This window comes from Arthrobacter sp. StoSoilA2, from assembly GCF_019977195.1.
Taxonomy (GTDB): domain Bacteria; phylum Actinomycetota; class Actinomycetes; order Actinomycetales; family Micrococcaceae; genus Arthrobacter.
Map to the genome: position 1 here is coordinate 1,519,516 of NZ_AP024643.1, position 15,671 is coordinate 1,535,186.

At 62.3% G+C, this 15,671-nt stretch carries 14 protein-coding genes; 5 read left to right on the forward strand and 9 right to left on the reverse strand.

All coding sequences use genetic code 11. The features are described 5' to 3' along the window. The first annotated feature begins 68 nt into the window (after positions 1 to 68). Complete coding sequence (locus tag LDN82_RS07050) at positions 69 to 1,517, forward strand: sugar porter family MFS transporter (protein WP_224166874.1); 1,449 nt, start codon at positions 69 to 71, stop codon at positions 1,515 to 1,517. A gap of 72 nt (positions 1,518 to 1,589) precedes the next feature. Here LDN82_RS07050 and LDN82_RS07055 read toward each other — a convergent pair whose 3' ends face one another. Both LDN82_RS07055 and solA read right to left on the reverse strand, forming a co-directional pair. Further along, entirely contained in the window at positions 1,590 to 2,264 is a 675-nt protein-coding gene (locus LDN82_RS07055; protein ID WP_224091862.1) for a haloacid dehalogenase type II, read from the reverse strand. 60 nt (positions 2,265 to 2,324) lie between these two features. After that, positions 2,325 to 3,509, reverse strand: coding sequence for an N-methyl-L-tryptophan oxidase (gene solA / locus LDN82_RS07060; RefSeq protein ID WP_224091864.1), 1,185 nt, complete (start codon positions 3,507 to 3,509; stop codon positions 2,325 to 2,327). Between the two features lie 168 nt (positions 3,510 to 3,677). Between solA and LDN82_RS07065 the strand changes: the two genes are divergently transcribed. The 4 genes from LDN82_RS07065 to otnC all read left to right on the forward strand — a co-directional run bounded on the left by LDN82_RS07065 (position 3,678) and on the right by otnC (position 7,301). Beyond that, a complete protein-coding gene (locus tag LDN82_RS07065) occupies positions 3,678 to 4,580 on the forward strand; it encodes a LysR substrate-binding domain-containing protein (protein WP_224091866.1) in 903 nt (300 codons plus the stop codon). A gap of 99 nt (positions 4,581 to 4,679) precedes the next feature. Beyond that, complete coding sequence (locus LDN82_RS07070) at positions 4,680 to 5,396, forward strand: aspartate/glutamate racemase family protein (protein ID WP_224166875.1); 717 nt, start codon at positions 4,680 to 4,682, stop codon at positions 5,394 to 5,396. Continuing rightward, positions 5,389 to 6,675: a 3-oxo-tetronate kinase gene (otnK, locus tag LDN82_RS07075; protein ID WP_224091870.1), complete on the forward strand. Its 1,287-nt coding sequence runs from the start codon at positions 5,389 to 5,391 to the stop codon at positions 6,673 to 6,675. Before LDN82_RS07070 ends, otnK begins: the two co-directional genes overlap by 8 nt. Beyond that, positions 6,672 to 7,301, forward strand: a complete 630-nt coding sequence (gene otnC / locus LDN82_RS07080; protein WP_224091873.1) for a 3-oxo-tetronate 4-phosphate decarboxylase — start codon at positions 6,672 to 6,674, stop codon at positions 7,299 to 7,301. The genes otnK and otnC overlap by 4 nt, the downstream gene beginning before the upstream one ends. Before the next feature lie 12 nt (positions 7,302 to 7,313). Here otnC and LDN82_RS07085 read toward each other — a convergent pair whose 3' ends face one another. From LDN82_RS07085 to cobA, 7 genes are all read right to left on the reverse strand, one after another. Further along, the gene (locus LDN82_RS07085) at positions 7,314 to 8,849 is read right to left on the reverse strand and encodes a glycoside hydrolase family 32 protein (protein ID WP_224166876.1); all 1,536 of its coding nucleotides are present in this window, start codon (positions 8,847 to 8,849) and stop codon (positions 7,314 to 7,316) included. 35 nt (positions 8,850 to 8,884) lie between these two features. Next, positions 8,885 to 9,772 (reverse strand): carbohydrate ABC transporter permease, encoded by an 888-nt coding sequence (locus LDN82_RS07090; RefSeq protein ID WP_224091875.1) that lies wholly within the window; start codon positions 9,770 to 9,772, stop codon positions 8,885 to 8,887. Between the two features lies 1 nt (position 9,773). Then, on the reverse strand, positions 9,774 to 10,736 hold the full coding sequence (locus LDN82_RS07095) for a sugar ABC transporter permease (RefSeq protein WP_224166877.1): 963 nt from the start codon (positions 10,734 to 10,736) through the stop codon (positions 9,774 to 9,776). 86 nt (positions 10,737 to 10,822) lie between these two features. Continuing rightward, a complete protein-coding gene (locus LDN82_RS07100) occupies positions 10,823 to 12,118 on the reverse strand; it encodes an extracellular solute-binding protein (protein WP_224091877.1) in 1,296 nt (431 codons plus the stop codon). Between the two features lie 141 nt (positions 12,119 to 12,259). Further along, the gene (locus LDN82_RS07105; protein ID WP_224091879.1) at positions 12,260 to 13,279 is read right to left on the reverse strand and encodes a LacI family DNA-binding transcriptional regulator; all 1,020 of its coding nucleotides are present in this window, start codon (positions 13,277 to 13,279) and stop codon (positions 12,260 to 12,262) included. Between the two features lie 185 nt (positions 13,280 to 13,464). Continuing rightward, a complete protein-coding gene (locus tag LDN82_RS07110) occupies positions 13,465 to 14,622 on the reverse strand; it encodes a uroporphyrinogen-III synthase (RefSeq protein WP_224091882.1) in 1,158 nt (385 codons plus the stop codon). Between the two features lie 10 nt (positions 14,623 to 14,632). Continuing rightward, on the reverse strand, positions 14,633 to 15,667 hold the full coding sequence (gene cobA, locus LDN82_RS07115) for a uroporphyrinogen-III C-methyltransferase (protein ID WP_224091884.1): 1,035 nt from the start codon (positions 15,665 to 15,667) through the stop codon (positions 14,633 to 14,635). Positions 15,668 to 15,671: the final 4 nt, after the last annotated feature.

The following is a 15,671-nucleotide window of genomic DNA, read 5'->3' on the forward strand; positions in this document are numbered from 1 at the left end:
CTTTCGCGCGTTAGTCTGGATTCAGCGCGGGCGAGTATGGCCCGCAACACACTGACAAAGGAGTCCTGATGTCTGCTACGCAAACGCAGAGCAAAGGAACCGGCAATGCCGCCCTTCCCCCGCTAACCAATGGCCCACACCGTAAGCGGCTGGGCCTTGTTGCCTTGGTGGCAACGTTCGGCGGCCTGCTGTTCGGCTACGACACGGGTGTCATCAACGGCGCACTGAGGCCAATGACGGCCGACCTCGCCCTGACGCCACTCACGGAAGGGATCGTCACCAGTTCGCTGTTGTTTGGCGCAGCTGCCGGAGCAGTCGGAGGTGGCCGCCTCTCCGATAGCTGGGGCCGCAGGAAGACGATCATCCTCCTGGCCGTGCTGTTCCTCATTGGTACCTTGGCCTGTGTCTCGGCGCCGAGCTTCGAGGTAATGGTCATTGGGCGCATCATCCTCGGCCTGGCCGTAGGCGGTGCTTCCACTGTGGTGCCCGTCTTCCTTGCCGAGCTGGCGCCCTACGAAATCCGTGGTTCCCTGGCCGGGCGGAACGAACTCATGATCGTCATCGGCCAGCTGGCTGCGTTCGTTGTCAACGCCATCATCGGCAATGTCTGGGGCGAAGTTGAAGGGGTCTGGCGGATCATGCTCGCTGTTGCCGCCCTTCCCGCCATCGCACTGTTCTTTGGCATGCTGCGGATGCCGGAATCTCCTCGCTGGCTGATCTCAAAGGGCAGAAACCCGGAGGCCTTGGCGGTGCTGAAGACCATTCGTTCGGACGATCGCGCCGAGGCAGAAATGGCAGACGTAAAGCACCTCGCGGAGGAAGAAAGGGCATCGAGGGCTACCTCTTGGGGTGCACTGAAGGACAAGTGGATCCTGCGCATCATTCTTGTGGGCATCGGGTTGGGTGTGGCCCAACAGCTGACGGGCATCAACTCGATCATGTACTACGGCCAATCCGTACTCGTTGAGGCCGGATTCGACTCCAACGCCGCCCTCATCGCCAACATCGCGCCCGGTGTGATCGCCGTCGTCGGCGGTGTCATTGCACTGACGCTGATGCAGCGCGTTAACCGCCGCACCACGCTGCTCCTTGGTTTCACCTTGACCACGGTCTGCCACTTCCTTATCGGCATCGCGTCGATCGTCCTCCCCGTGGGCAATGCAGCCAGGCCGTTCGTGATCCTTTTCCTGGTGGTGGCGTTCGTGGGATCGATGCAGACGTTCCTGAACATTGCGGTCTGGGTGATGCTGTCCGAGATCTTCCCGTTGCACGTCCGCGGCTTCGCCATCGGCCTGTCCGTCTTCTGCCTCTGGATCGCAAACGCCCTGCTGGGTCTCTTCTTCCCCACACTCGTTGCCGGGATGGGGATCACGGGAACGTTCTTCCTGTTTGGTGTTGTGGGCATTCTCGCTCTGGTATTCATCTACACCCAGGTCCCGGAAACCCGTGGACGTACGCTGGAGGCCCTGGAAGGGGACGTGACCACCGGCGCCATCTACCTGGTGCACAAGAACTAGCCGGCTTTCCAAGACCGCCGCAGGGGAGCGCCGCTTAATGCGTCGTTCCCCTCCGGCGGTTTTTGCGAATATCTATAGACCGAGGTGCCTGTTGAGCTCGTCCAGGGACTTCACAGTGGCGATGTTGTACCCGTCGGCGAAGGGTTCAGCACCACGGTCCAGCATGACAAGGTCCCGGAAGCCCAGGTTGTACATCGGGATGTGGTCATACAGGGGATGCGAGGAGACGTGCAGGAAGTCCTCCGGCCTGGCATCCAGGGTATCGAGCATGTACTCGAACGCTTGAAGACGCGGTTTGTAGGCCCGGGCCTGCTCAGCGGTAAACACAGCGTGCCACTCTGCACCGAGCTTGGGAATGCTGATGTCCAGGAAACTGTCGTCGGCGTTGGACAGGGCCACGAGCTTGTAGTTGTCGCCTTGGAGCTTCAGCGCAGCCGGCACATCCTCGTGGGCGACGGAGCTGCGTACCGCTTCAGCAAGCTCTGCGCCGGCACCAGGGGTCGGTCCAATGCCAAACCGCTTGCACGCGCGGTCAAAGGCACTCTGAAGGATCTCGACGTAGGGCTTGTAGTCGCCATTGACCTCGTCGAACCGGTACGCGCGGAATACCTTCTTGAAGGCAAGCCACTGTTCTTCGGGGATGCGATCGGCGAGCAAGCGCTGGGTGGTGGGGTAAATGTTGAAATTGATCAGCGTTCCGTAGACATCGTAGGAGATGTACTTCGGCCGAAAGTTCGTGTCTGCCATGATTCGTCCGTTCTTAAGGATCTTGTATTTTTTTGGGGGTAGAGGAGGGGATGCTTAGGCTCAACCCAGAGCCAGTGAGGAGAGCCGTGCGTCTGGTCCGAGGAACCTCGCGGGGTTCATGAAACTGACGTCGGTGGCCGTTGTTCCGTCCAGCACGAGGTCTGCGGCAACGGCTCCCAGCGCGGAGGCCATCTTGAAGCCGTGGCCGGAGAAGCCTGCGGCGGCCACCACGCCTTCCATTCCGGGAACCAGCCCCAGCAGCCCGGTCGCGTCAGGTAAGTGACCATCCGCGCACACGGCAACCCGAAGGGGTTCCGGAACCAGTCCGGGAATGAACTCCCGGACCCACGCCCGGATGGTGTTCAAATGCCTGGGATCCCAGGTAGGAGGCTTCTCCATGGACTCAACCTCATCCAGGAATATGCTCGCGACGACTTTCACCGTCCAGCCGTCAGCACTCGGGAATCCGTAGAACTGGGCTTTGTCCGGCCTGCCGTCTTCCTCGGCCCTCCTGAGGAAGACCGGCATGTCTTCCCTGCAGAATGTTGCCGGGTCCGCAGCGGGGAACCAGGTAAGGATCTGCGGCAGGACGGAAAGGTGGACGCCGAGTTCTTTGCAGAGTGCTCCCGCACCGTTGCCTTGGGAGATGATCACCCGGGAGGCAATGATTTCTTCCTGGTCTGTCCGCACGAGGTATCGGTCACCATGCTTCTCAACGCTCTGTGCTTTCCGGTTTCCGAGGAACCGGGCGCCAAGGCGGGCGGCCTCTGCCAGGGCCACCGTCACGGCCTTCTCCGACTTCAGGTAACCGCCCTCCGGATCAAGAATCGTGACGTCAGTGTCCCTAATCACGTGTTCGGGATACTTTGCCCTTGCTTCTTCGCCCCGGAGAAGCTGGTAGTCAAGGCCGTTGTCTTTCCCCGCTGCAAGGAGGGATGCCAGCCGCGGGTTGTGGTCGTCGTAAATCGTGACAGCGCCGGTGGTGGTGAGTAGCTCGGTACCGGTGGCTTTCTCCAGTTCACGCCAAAGGTCCTGTGACCTCTGCAGGAGAGGGGTGTAGTGCCCGCCTTCTGCGTAAACCTTGCGGAAGATACGGGATTCCCCGGCATAGGCGGAGAAGGGGCCCGGGATTGAAAACCTGTCAATTCCGATGACCCGCTGACCGCGGGAGGCGAGCTGCCAACTTGCCATGCTTCCTACGGAGCCGACACCGACGATGACGACGTCCGTTTCGAGTGCAGTCATGCTTTACCTTGCTTTCCCTTATTGCGCGCCGTTTTTCCGGTTTCGGGTTTCAGTTGAAGAGCTCCACCGTCGGCTGTGCTTCCAGTCACTCGAGCGTACGACACAAAAAGAGGCCGATTAGGGGGCTGTGAGACAATGCATTGTTTCCAAAAACGAAAGAAGCAAGAGATGGACCTTACATCGATCGATGATTTGGAGTTTTTTGAACAAATCTCCCGTTCCCAGAGCCTCACGGAAGCAGCCAGGAACTGGGGAAAGTCGGTGTCAGCCGTCAGCAAACGGCTTGCTGCGCTGGAGTCACGGCTTGGGGTAGCGCTGGTCCGGCGCAGCACCCGCCGACTGACCCTCACCGAAGAGGGACAACGTTATGCGACAGGTGCCGTGGCCATCCTGCAGCAGAAAACAGATCTCGAAGACGCGCTGTCCGTGCAGCATGGTGAGCTCAAGGGGCGCCTCCGTGTGCACTCGAGCCTGGGCATTGGACGCAAGCACATTGCGCCGCTGCTGGGGGAGTTCGTCCGGCAGCACCCCCTGATTCAGATAGACCTGGAGCTTTCGCCGCTGCCTTTGAACATAGCCGGCACGAATTTCGACATCGCGGTCCGCGTTGGAGGATTGTCGGACTCCAGGCTCAAGGGAAAACTCCTCGCGCCGAACCGGAGGATTGTGTGCGCCGCGCCGGGCTACATGAAAGGTGCCCCTCCGCTGCGGACCATCAGGGATCTGGAGCGCCACAACTGCATCGTCCTGCGGGAAAACAACGCCGACTATTCGCTGTGGCGCTTTGGCGGACAGGGGCAGGATTACGTCGATGTCAGAGGCAGCATGATCAGCGACGACGGAGACGTAGTGACCGACTGGTGCATCCAGGGCCTCGGCTTGATTATGCGCTCTACCTGGCACGTCAACCCGCTGATCCGTCAGGGAGTACTCCAGCAGGTCCTCCCGGACGTCCCGACCCCAAGCGCCGATATTTTTGCCCTTTACCCTGCCACGGCCAAAACACCCCGCCGGATCACTGCGGCCATTGACCATCTGCGCCAGGGGCTGGCCGCGAGGTTGGGGTCCTAGCTTTCCTCACTAAAGGGGACCACTTCTTTCGTTTTCAGAAAGAATGGGTTGTCTGATGCGCCTATAATCATTGGCTTTTTGTGCCATACGCTCATTTGCATGACTAACCCCCCGGTACTTGCATTGTTGCACACCGTCCCCGGATTGGTGAAGGACATGGAAACCCTGGCCTCCGAGTTAGTCCCGGGCCTTCGTGTCCTGCACTACGTGGACGAATCCCTGCTCCAGGACACCATTGCCATGGGAACAACGCCAGGGCATGTTCGACGACGGCTGGTCAACTATGCGCGCTACGCCGAGGAATCAGGTGCCCAGGCATTGTTGGTGAGTTGCTCCTCCATCGGCGAGGCCGCAATCGCCGCCAAGGACTTTGTCTCCATCCCCGTCCTGCGTATCGACGCTCCCATGGCCGGGGTCGCCGTCGAATCGGGTGACAGGATCGGAGTGCTCGCGACCCTGTCCGCAACCCTCGGACCAACCACCCGCCTTGTCCGGGACTCCGCCGAAAGGCGGAACAAAAAGCCCGACATCACCGCCAGAATAGTCGACGGCGCTTTCCAGGCTCTGCGAGCAGGTGACCGTCAGCTGCATGACAGCTTGGTGCTCGCCGCGTTCTCGGAACTGGCAGCGGACTGCGATGTGATCGTTCTCGCCCAAGCGTCGATGGCCCGCGTCGTTGACCACACCCAGGGAGAGCTGGGAGGACCTCTTGTGCTGGCTTCGCCGGATTCTGGAATGAGCCAGCTCAGCTCTCTTTTTCCTTCCCACGACTCATCAACAGCGCCGGTAACCGAGAAAGATCCGAAGCATGTCTGACATACCAACGCAGGCCAATGCCCCTTGGCTGGGCGTTATCGCCGATGACTTCACAGGAGCCTCGGACGTGGCCGGCACCCTTGCCAGCGCCGGAATGCGGGTAGTGCAGTCCTTCGGCACGCCTGATCCATCAACGAAGCTGCACGATGTTGACTGCATCGTCATTTCACTGAAGACCCGCAGCGTCCCGGCCGCCGCGGCCGTAGAACAGTCTCTGGCCGCGGCGCGTGCCCTGAAATCCCTCGGCGTGCAGCAGCTCTACTTCAAGTACTGCTCCACGTTCGACTCAACTCCGGAAGGCAACATCGGCCCAGTGGCAGATGCCCTACGCGAAGAGTTAGTCCCGGCCGGCATGGTCACAGTCGTTGCTCCAGGAACTCCTGCATTACGACGGACCGTATACAACGGCGTTCTGTTCGCCGGTACGGACCTCCTGCAGGAATCATCCATGCGTCACCACCCGCTGACCCCGATGACCGATTCGAACGTGCCACGACTTCTCCAGGCCCAAACCAACAACCCGGTGGGTCACGTCGGCTATGGCGTTATAGAAGCAGGAGCATCCGCGGTTGGAGCGGAACTCGAAACCCTGGGCAGTCAAGGTGCCGGGTACGTGGTCGTGGACACACTCAGCGACCACCACCTCGCGGTGCTCGGGACTGCACTCCTGGATCACCCGCTCGTCACTGGCGGATCGGGTCTGGTGGGAGGCTTGGCGGCGGCACGTGGGCACCGTGTCACACCGGACTTGGGGAATGCCAGCCGTCCGACCGGTCCGGCCGCAGTGGTCGCGGGCAGTTGCTCGGAGATGACGAACGCCCAAATCCAAGTGTTCCGCCAGGTGCACCCCTGCTTCCAGGTGGATCCTGTCGCCATCGCCGAAGGACGGGACGTAGTGGCCGAAGCGCTGATGTTCGCCCGGGAAAATCTGCCGGGCGGCCCCATCCTGATCCATTCCACTACTTCTCCAGAGGAAGTCTTGAGTGCCCAAAGGCATCTTGGCAAGTCCAGGGCCGCCGAAATAGCCGAAGACGCCCTGTCCGCGATCGCCGAAGGACTCGTCGGCATGGGCTGCCGGCAACTCATAATCGCCGGCGGAGAAACCTCCGGCGCCGTGGTCCGCAGGCTCGGCATTACGACAGCCCGCGTCGGCAAGGAAGTTTCACCCGGCGTGCCATGGCTGAAAACCGAAACCGACCCAGGGCTGTCCATCCTGCTCAAATCCGGAAACCTCGGAGACCCGCGGCTCTTCCTTGATGCATGGGACCATGGTCGATGACCGGCATGGACAGCCGCCAGGAGCTCGTCCGGTTGGCCAGGTCCCTCCACCAAAGGGGGCTGACCCGGGGAACATCCGGAAACCTTAGCCTACGGGTGGACGGCGGAATGCTGGTCACCCCCACCAACGCCTCCCTGGGCGAACTCAGGACCGAAGATCTGGCCATGGTCTCCGGCGCCGGAGAACACCTGTCCGGGGGCCGCCCCTCCAAAGAGGCCTTTCTTCACCTGGCGATGTACAAGGCAAGGCCGCAGGACCATGCCGCCGTCCATCTGCATTCCACCTACGCCACCGCCCTTTCGTGCCTGGCGGACCTGGATGACGAAGACGTTCTGCCACCTTTGACGGCCTACTTTGTCATGAGGGTTGGACGGCTGGTCCGGTTGCCGTATTTCGCGCCGGGCGACGAGGGCTTGGGCGTGACGGCCCAAAAAGCTGCGGCATCGAGCCGTGCCCTGCTGCTGGCCAACCACGGACCGATCGTTTCCGCGCCCTCCCTGCCACAAGCGGTGGACGCTGTTGAGGAAGTAGAAGAAACAGCCCGACTGTTCTTCCTCCTTCAAGGCCACGCGACACGACCCCTCCAACCCGCCCAGGTGGCCCGGCTTTCCGCACCCCGCGTGTAGTTGGTGCTGCCGTTACTGCACGACGGCGAAGCTCACCAGGTTGGCGCCCTCGCCTTCTGCAAGGAGGGCAAGGGCCGTACTGGAGTCCGCCGGAAAGATTTGGTCGGTGATGGTCGCCCTGCCATCCTGGGCGAAGACCTCGACGGAACAGCGGTCCACAAAGATGCGAAGCCGTATCCGGCCATCTTCCAGAGGTACAGCAACGCGATCCACTGAAGGAAATGCCTCGTGGAATCCGACGTTGCCGGATTCGGTGCGGTCCAGGCTGAGTTCCCCCGTCGCCGGGTCGTAGGCCAGTACTGTGCACTCCATACCTGCGGAAAAGCCGCCCGGTGCGACCCCTTGCCGGGGGTCGGCCCGCAGCACGATGCCGACCCTTCCGGCCTGCCCGGGCTCGAACTCGGCATCGATCCTTAGCACGTCCCCGGATACCTCTTCGGGAAGCCACGTCAGGCCGGGTTCCAGCCGTTGCCGGCCCAGTGCCAAATTCTCCGTCGCATGGTCTTCGAAAGGGTCAATTGCCTCCTGTAACAACACGGGACGCCCGCCTCGGGAAACCAGCTTCACTTCGCGAACGAGCGACATGGCGCTGCGCCAGCCGTCTGAGGGTGTCTCAGCGGCGTACTGCCAATTGTTCATCCAGCCGATCATGAGCCGGCGTCCGCCGGGTACGTTGCTGAAGGACACGGCGGCGTAGTAGTCCCGGCCCCAGTCGAGCCAGCCGTACTCGGCCATCCGGGTGTCGTCAGCCTGGAGGCCTTCGGTGACGGTTGTTTCGGAATGGAAGGTCACGCCGTCGAACGTTCCGAGGAAGTACTGGCCGCCGGAGCCGCCGGCGATACCGCCCGGGCTGAGGTTTACCACCAGAACCCACCGGGTGTTGGAGGCGTCGCCGTCCACTGGAAGTTCAAACAGGTCCGGACATTCCCACACGCCTTCTGTGGCGTTCGCCGGGCCGAAGGTGCTGAGGTATTCCCAGGACAGCAGGTCCGGTGAGCTGTAGAGCACGACTTCACGACGGGCTGCCTCGACGGCGACCATGACCCAGTAACTGCCGGCGTCGCCGTCGTACCAAAAGACTTTCGGATCACGGAAGTCCGGGGAGGCCCTGTCCAGCACAGGGTTTCCCGAGTACTTCGTCCAGGTGGCGCCGTCATCCGTGCTGTAGGCAAGGGACTGCGCCTGGAGGCCGGCCATGGGCGAGCCGGAGGTGTAGGCGCTCGTATAGATCGCCACGAGGGGCGGGTTGTCTGCGGTGCCGAGACCGCTCGTGTTATGGATATCCACCACAGCGGAGCCGGAGTAGATGGCTTCATCGTCATCGCAGGGGATGGCAACTGGCTGCTCATCCCAACGCAGCAGGTCCACCGAGGTGGCGTGGCCCCAGGACATGTTGCCCCACGTATCGCCGTCCGGGTTGTGCTGGTAGAACAGGTGGTAGACGCCCTTGGAGTAGAGAAGTCCGTTGGGGTCGTTGAGCCAGTTGCGCTGCGCGGAGTAGTGCCACTGGGGCCGGTACCGGCAGTCGAGGTCGGCGGTTGTGTGCATAGGAGTATTTCCCTTTCGCATGAGGGACAAGATGGTCAGCCCTTGACGCCGCTGGAGGCGATGCTGTTGATGAAGGAGCGCTGGAACGCGATGAACAGCACCACCACCGGGACGGTAATGAGGGAGGCATAAGCCATGACTTCGCCCCAGGAGACGTTGAGCTGGAAGAAGTATTGGATGCCGATCATGACGGGCCGGAGCTCCTCGGACTGGACCACCATGAGCGGCCAAAGGTAGGAGTTCCAGGCGGGTAGGAACGTCAGGATCGCCACCGTGGCTGTCGCTGGGCCTGCCAGGGGCATCACCACCAGGCGGTAGATTCTGAACCAGCCAGCGCCGTCAATCCTCGCAGCCTCATCCAGTTCCTTCGGGATCGACTCAAAGTACTGGTGGTACAGGTAGATGGAGAACGCATTGGCGATGAACGGGATGATCTGGACCTGGTAGGTGTCCAGCCAGCCCTTGGAGATCTCGAGGCTGAACCCGTTGAGCTCAAAGAACGGCAACTGGTTCACCCACCACACCAGCGGCAGCGCCAGCGTCTGGAAGGGGACGATCAGCGTGGCCAGGATCGCGGTGAACACTATGCGCTTGCCGCGGACCTCCATCCGGGACAGGGCGAAGGCGCAGAGGCTGTTGATGAAGATCCCCAACACCACTGTCACAGCAGAAACGCCGGTGGAGTTGATCAGGAAGCGGGCGGCAGGCACTCGGTCAAATACAGCAGCGTAGTTGTCGAACGAGATATTGCCGATGGGAAGGAAGGCTGCCACCGAGGACATGTCCCCGAAGATCTGCTGGTCCGGCTTGAGTGAAGACACCAGCATGAACACGAGGGGGAATGCGGCGACGACGGCGAACAGGATCCGCACCAGCATGGTCCCTGCACTGCTGAGACTCTTGGATGTGAGTGTCTCTTTCATGTCAGTCCTTCTCTCGGGTCAGGTAGCGCTGCACTGCGGAGATCAGCAGCACCAGGACGAAGAATACGAGGGAGATGGCCGATGCATAGGATGTTTCCTGCTGCTTGAAGCCGGAGCGCACCGCCTCGAAAATGATGGTGGTGGTGGAATCGAGCGGCCCGCCCTGGGTCATGACGCTGACTTGGTCGAAGAGCCCGAGCGCCTGGATGGTGATGGTCACCAGGATCAGGGTTCGGGTATGCCTGAGGCCCGGCCAGGTCACGTAACGGAACTGGTGCCAGCGGCTTGCCCCGTCAAGCTGGGCTGCCTCATACAGTTCCCCGGAGATGCTCTGCAGGCCGGCAAGCCAGATGATCATGTGGAAGCCGGCGGCCTGCCAGATGGACAGGATGATGATGGCAGGCATGGATGTGGCTGGATCGTTGAGCCAGTCCGGGCCGTCAATCAGGCCGAAGCTGGCCGCGGACAGGAACTCATTGATCAGCCCGTCCTTGCGGTACATGAACAGCCACAGCAGGGACACCACCACCATGGACGTCACCACCGGAAGGAAGTACAGGGTGCGGAAGAAGTTCACCCCACGGAACTTCTTGTTGATCAGGAGCGCCATCGCCAGGGCAAGGCCGGACTGGACGGGCACCACTACAACCGCGAAGTAGCTGACATTCAGCAGTGCGCGCCAGAACGTGGGATCCGTGAAGAGGCGGACGAAATTGTCCGCACCCACAAACTCAACGGGTCGCGGTGACACAAGGCGGGCATTGGTGAAGGCCAGGCCGAAGCCCAGGATCGCGGGGAGGAACACAAAGAGCAGAAGCAGGGCTGCGGCGGGCGCAATCATTGCCCACCCGCTCAGCTGCTCGCGCAGGTAGCGCGGCCGGCGGTGGGGTTTGCTGGGCGGTGCCGCCGGGGCGGGGGCCGCCACGCGGCGGCCAGGACTTGGGGGAATTTGGGTGGTTGTCATGGGGTTCTCCGTAGACAGTCGGGGGCCGGGAGGTCCGACGACGGCGGCAGGGTGAGTGCCGCCGTCGCCCGTCCGGCTGCCGTCGGCTAGTTCTTGTAGCCGCCGTTGGACTTGATGTTGGCGTCAATCGCCTTGACCGCCTTGTCCAGGGCCGTCTTGGGGTCCGCGCCGGCAAGGATGTCCTGGACAGCCTTGCCATATTCGGTGGCGATGAACGGGTAAGCCGGGGTTTCGGGCCGCAACACCGCGTAGTGACGCGAGAACTCCATGAAGATACGGTTGGCACCGCCCTCGGCGAATGCGGGAATCAGGGCCGCGGCTTCATTGGTGGCCGGGATGCCTCCAGTTGCCTTGATGACGGACGCCACGTTTTCAGGCTTCAAGGAATAGGACAGATAGTCCATCGCGGCATCCATGTTGTTGCAGCCGCTGGTGACGCCCCACTGCCAGGAAGCTCCGCCGATCTTGGGACCGTTGCCCAGATCCACGCTGGGCATGACCACCAGCTCATCTCCCAGGGCAGCCCGGGCCTTGTCCCCGGCCCAGGAACCGGTGTAGAGGAGGCCGCTCTTGTTGTTCAGGAAGTCCTGGGTGGAATCTTTCCCGCTCTTCGTCGCCATGAAGCCCTGATCCGCCAGCCCGCGGAACCACTTGGCCCATTCGACGGCCTTATCGCCATTCAGGGCTCCGTCGGCCGACTGGTAGTCCTCGCGGTTGATCAGGTCTCCGCCGAAGGACTGCAGGAACGGCGAGTACGCATAGGGCAGCCATTCGCCGGTTCCGGCAGTACCCATGTCCAGTGGGTAATCCCATTTACCCAGTGCCTTGAGTTTGGTCAACGCGTCCTGGAACTCGTCCTTCGTCCATGGCTTCTCAATGGTGGCGACGCGGACGCCCGCCGCTGCGAGATCGGATTTGCGGGCAAACATGGACAAAGCGACGTCGCCGTACCCAACCGCATAGGTCTCGCCCTGCCACTTGGCAACAGTGCTGGGGAGGTTCTTGGAAAGGTCCGCGGACAGCTTCAGCGGCGCCAGGTACTTGGCCCATGCCCAGTTGGGAACGTTGGGCCCGTCAATGTCCACGATGCAGGGAAGTTTCCCGGCTGACGCCGCCCCTACGACGGAGTCGTTGTAGGACTCCTGCGGGAAGGCCTGCACCTTGATCTGCGCCTTCGCGCCACTGCTTTTGTTATAGGAGTCAACGATCGCCTGGGTCGCCGCCAGTTCCTCCGGGTTTCCGGCGGCGTGGGTCCACATGGTGATCTCTTTGGGGCCGTCGCTTGAGGACGAGGAACTGCCCTTGCTGCAGGCGCCCAGGCTGCCGACGAGGGCCGCCGCAGCTATGCTGGTTGCCAGGATCCGCGTGAATCGTTTGTTCATGATTGTCAATCTTTCTGCTGATTTTGGGTGTGGATGATTGGCCCGGGTCCTTCGGGGCGCAGCCGCTGCAACGGCTGCGCCCCTCTTCTTGCGGACTTCCGGTGTTGTGACGTGGTGTTTCGTGTGGGTTGGTGGTTTATGTCAGCGTGGCGGTGCCACCGAACCCCGTTCGATGACGGGGCAGATGAGTTTTTTCTGCCCCGGCGGCGTGCCGGGTTTTTCAATGTCGTCCAGGAGCCGCGTAACGGCCCAGCACCCCATCTCGTAATGCGGAAGGGCAACAGTGGTCAGCCCTGGCCACAGCGCATCTGCGATGAGTTCGAGGTTGTCCATTCCCACCACTGAGAGGTCTTCCGGGATGCGAAGGCCTGCTGCCGAAGCTGATTGGTAGGCGCCCATGGCCATGCGGTCGTTGAAGCAGAACAGGGCAGTGGGCCGATCAGGTAAAGACAGCAGTTGTGCCGCTGCCTGCCTGCCGCCGACAGTGTCCGAGACCGCGGAGGCGACGAGCCGTGGATCTTCCGGCAGCCCGTTGCGAAGGAGGGCGTTTCGGTAGCCCTCCAGCCGTCCGTGCGTGGCCGGGATGTCGTCAATATTGTTGATCATCCCGATCCTTGTATGCCCTGCAGCAGCCAGGATTTCCACCGCGCTTTCCGCGGCGGCGATTTCATCCGGGACCACTGAGGAGATTGAACTGTCAGCGGAGGCCGCGTCCAGCAGGACCGTGGGGACTTCGTAAAGCTCCTCGGGAACGGTGACGCCCTGATGGTACATCCGGGCGTAAACGATCCCGTCCACCTGGTGTTGCTGGAGGGTTTGGATTTCGTGTTTCTCAAGATCGTTGTCAAGCCCCGAATTGAGCACCATCAGCAGGTAGCCCCGCTGATACGCGGTTTCCTGGGCGCCACGGATCATGGCCCCGGCAAAGGGCGTGGTGGTGATTTGATCACTGACGAGGCCAATGATCTGCGAACGCTGGTTCCGCAGTCCGCTGGCCAGGCGATTGGGGGCGTAGCCCAGATCCTTGGCCACCGCCCGGACGTGTTCTTGCGTTTTGCGGTTCACGCGATCGCTGGTGGCGTCGTTGAGTGCATGGGAAACAGTGGTGATTGAAACGCCGGCAGCCTTCGCCACTTCGCGGATTCCTACCTTCGTCGTCATCGACAGCCCTTTGCAAAACGTTTTGAATGTTGTTTGGATCACATTACCTAAAACGTTTTGCAACTGTCAAGGACAACGGGCACGCCCTTAAAAGCGAAAGGCACCGCAACGTCCTGGACGTTGCGGTGCCTTCTTGAGCGAGGGTCTGCGGGCGGGCTTGCCCCGGGCTAGCGAACCCAGGGAACCTAAGCCCGCAGCCGGTACCCGCGCTTCACGACCGTTTCTATGAGCTTGCCGTCAGGAAGCGAGGAGCGCAGCCGGCTGACTGTCATGTCCAGGGCGTGCACGGAACCGCGGAGGTCCAGGAGGTCCGAGAGCGATTCACGGGACAGCACCGCACCACCGGCGCCCAGCAGGGCCCGGAGCAAGAGCAGGGGCGCTGGAGCGAGTTCCACTACTTCGCCGTTGATCCGCAGGCAGCGTCCGCGGAGTTCGATGGTGGCGCTCTTGGTTTCCAGGCGGCGCACGTGGTTCAAGGACAGGTGCTCCGTCACCAGGCGAATGAGTGCGCCCATGCGGTAACGGTCGGGAATGAGTGGCGTCAGGCCGGCGTCGAGCAGTGGCTGTGCCGTGACAGGCCCGACGGCGGCAACCGTGACGGGCCCTTTGAGTGCTTCAATGAGCTGCCGGTACAGGCCCATCTCATGCGCCGTGCTCCACATCGCGTCCACTGCTGGGGCGCTGGTGAAGGTCAGGACGTCAAGGTTGCCATTGCACACGGCCTCGATCAGGCGCGGGAGTTTGTCCTCGCCGTCGGGCTTGACCCACCGGTATGGCGTCACCGTCAGGACCGTGGCGCCGGACATCCGGAGGCGCTCCAGCTGGCGTACATCGGTGTACCCGTGCAGCTGAACAGCCACCGTCTTGCCCCGGACACCCTCCGCCAGGAGCATGTCCACAAGTGTCGCTGTGGTTTCGTCACTGCTGATTCCGACGTCGGCAAGGCCGGCCGCGCGGACGGCACCGCGCGCTTTGGGTCCCCGAACGAACATGCGGCAGGCCGAGAGTGTTTCCAGGAGTTGCTCGCCGATGCCGAAGGAGTCCGCCGCCTCGCACCAGCGGCGCATGCCGTAGGCCGTGGTGGCGATGCAGATATCCGGCTTGGCGGCGATGATGGTGCGGGTGTCCTCGATGAGGACCATGTCCTCCTGCACGGGCGCGATCTTCAAGGCCGGGGCATGGAGCACGCTCGCACCCCGCCGTTCCAGGGCCTCGATGAGGTCCCTGGAACGGCGATGCGAGGTAACGCCGATGCGGAACCCGTCCAGCGGCGCTTCGGTAGCTTCTGAAACGTCCGTGGCGGTTGTGACGTCTTGGATTTCAAGGGCACGTGCAACAGTCATTGATTTACTTTCAGGCTTCAAGGAGCGAAGCCGCGAGTCGGCTCAGTTCAGCGGATGCTTCGGCATGATTACGGTTGGCTTCAGCCACCCGGACCACCTCGCCTATGACCAGCACGGCCGGGTTGCTGCAACCAGTGGCTGCCGTTTCGATCGTACCCAGATCGGCGATGGTGGTGCGTTGGCCCGGGCGGTAGCCACGCTCCACTACGGCCATCGGCATGTCAGCCTCCATGCCCGCCCGGCGCAAACCGGCGGCAAGCTGCGGGAGGGTTCCGATGCCCATGAGGACAACGATCGTGCCGCCGAGTCCTGCCAGGTGCGTGTGTTCCTTCTCCGTCAGCGGGGCGTGTCCGGAAACCACGGTGAACATGTGGCTTACCTCGCGGTGCGTTACCGGAATTCCCGCTGCAGCCGGAACAGAGATAGCGCTGGTGACACCGGAGATCACGCGGACGGGAACGCCAGCGGCAACGCAGGCTGCCACTTCTTCGCCGCCGCGGCCAAAGACGTATGGATCGCCGCCCTTAAGCCGGACCACGTTCTTGCCCAGGAGCGCAGCTTCCACCATGAGTTTCTCGATGTCACGCTGCGTGACCTTGTGGTGCCCGGGCTGCTTTCCAACGTCCACCAACTCGCCGGACGTCAGGTCGGCCAGCTCCTGATACGGGGCCAGGCGATCGTAAAACACGACGTCGGCATCGCGGAGGGCGTCCACCGCACCAACCGTGAGGAGATCCAGGGCGCCCGGACCACCGCCCACCAGGGTCACATGCCCCTCGATGCCTGGTGCCGGCTCGAAAGCTACCGGAATACCGGCACCGCCGCAGCGTTCAACCAAAGGCTCCCAACCGGCGTCGCCGTCGTCCACCACTGCTACCAGGAACGGACGCTCGGGCAGAGGTCCGTCGCCGGGTGCGCCGGCAGGGGTGCTGAGGCGGTAAACGTTGGCCCCGGCAGCCTCGTAGCGGCGGACGGCCTGGCGGGCGGCTATTTCGGATCCCGTGACGAGGACGTCGCGGCCTGTGAGATCAATGGTGAGCTGCATGGGT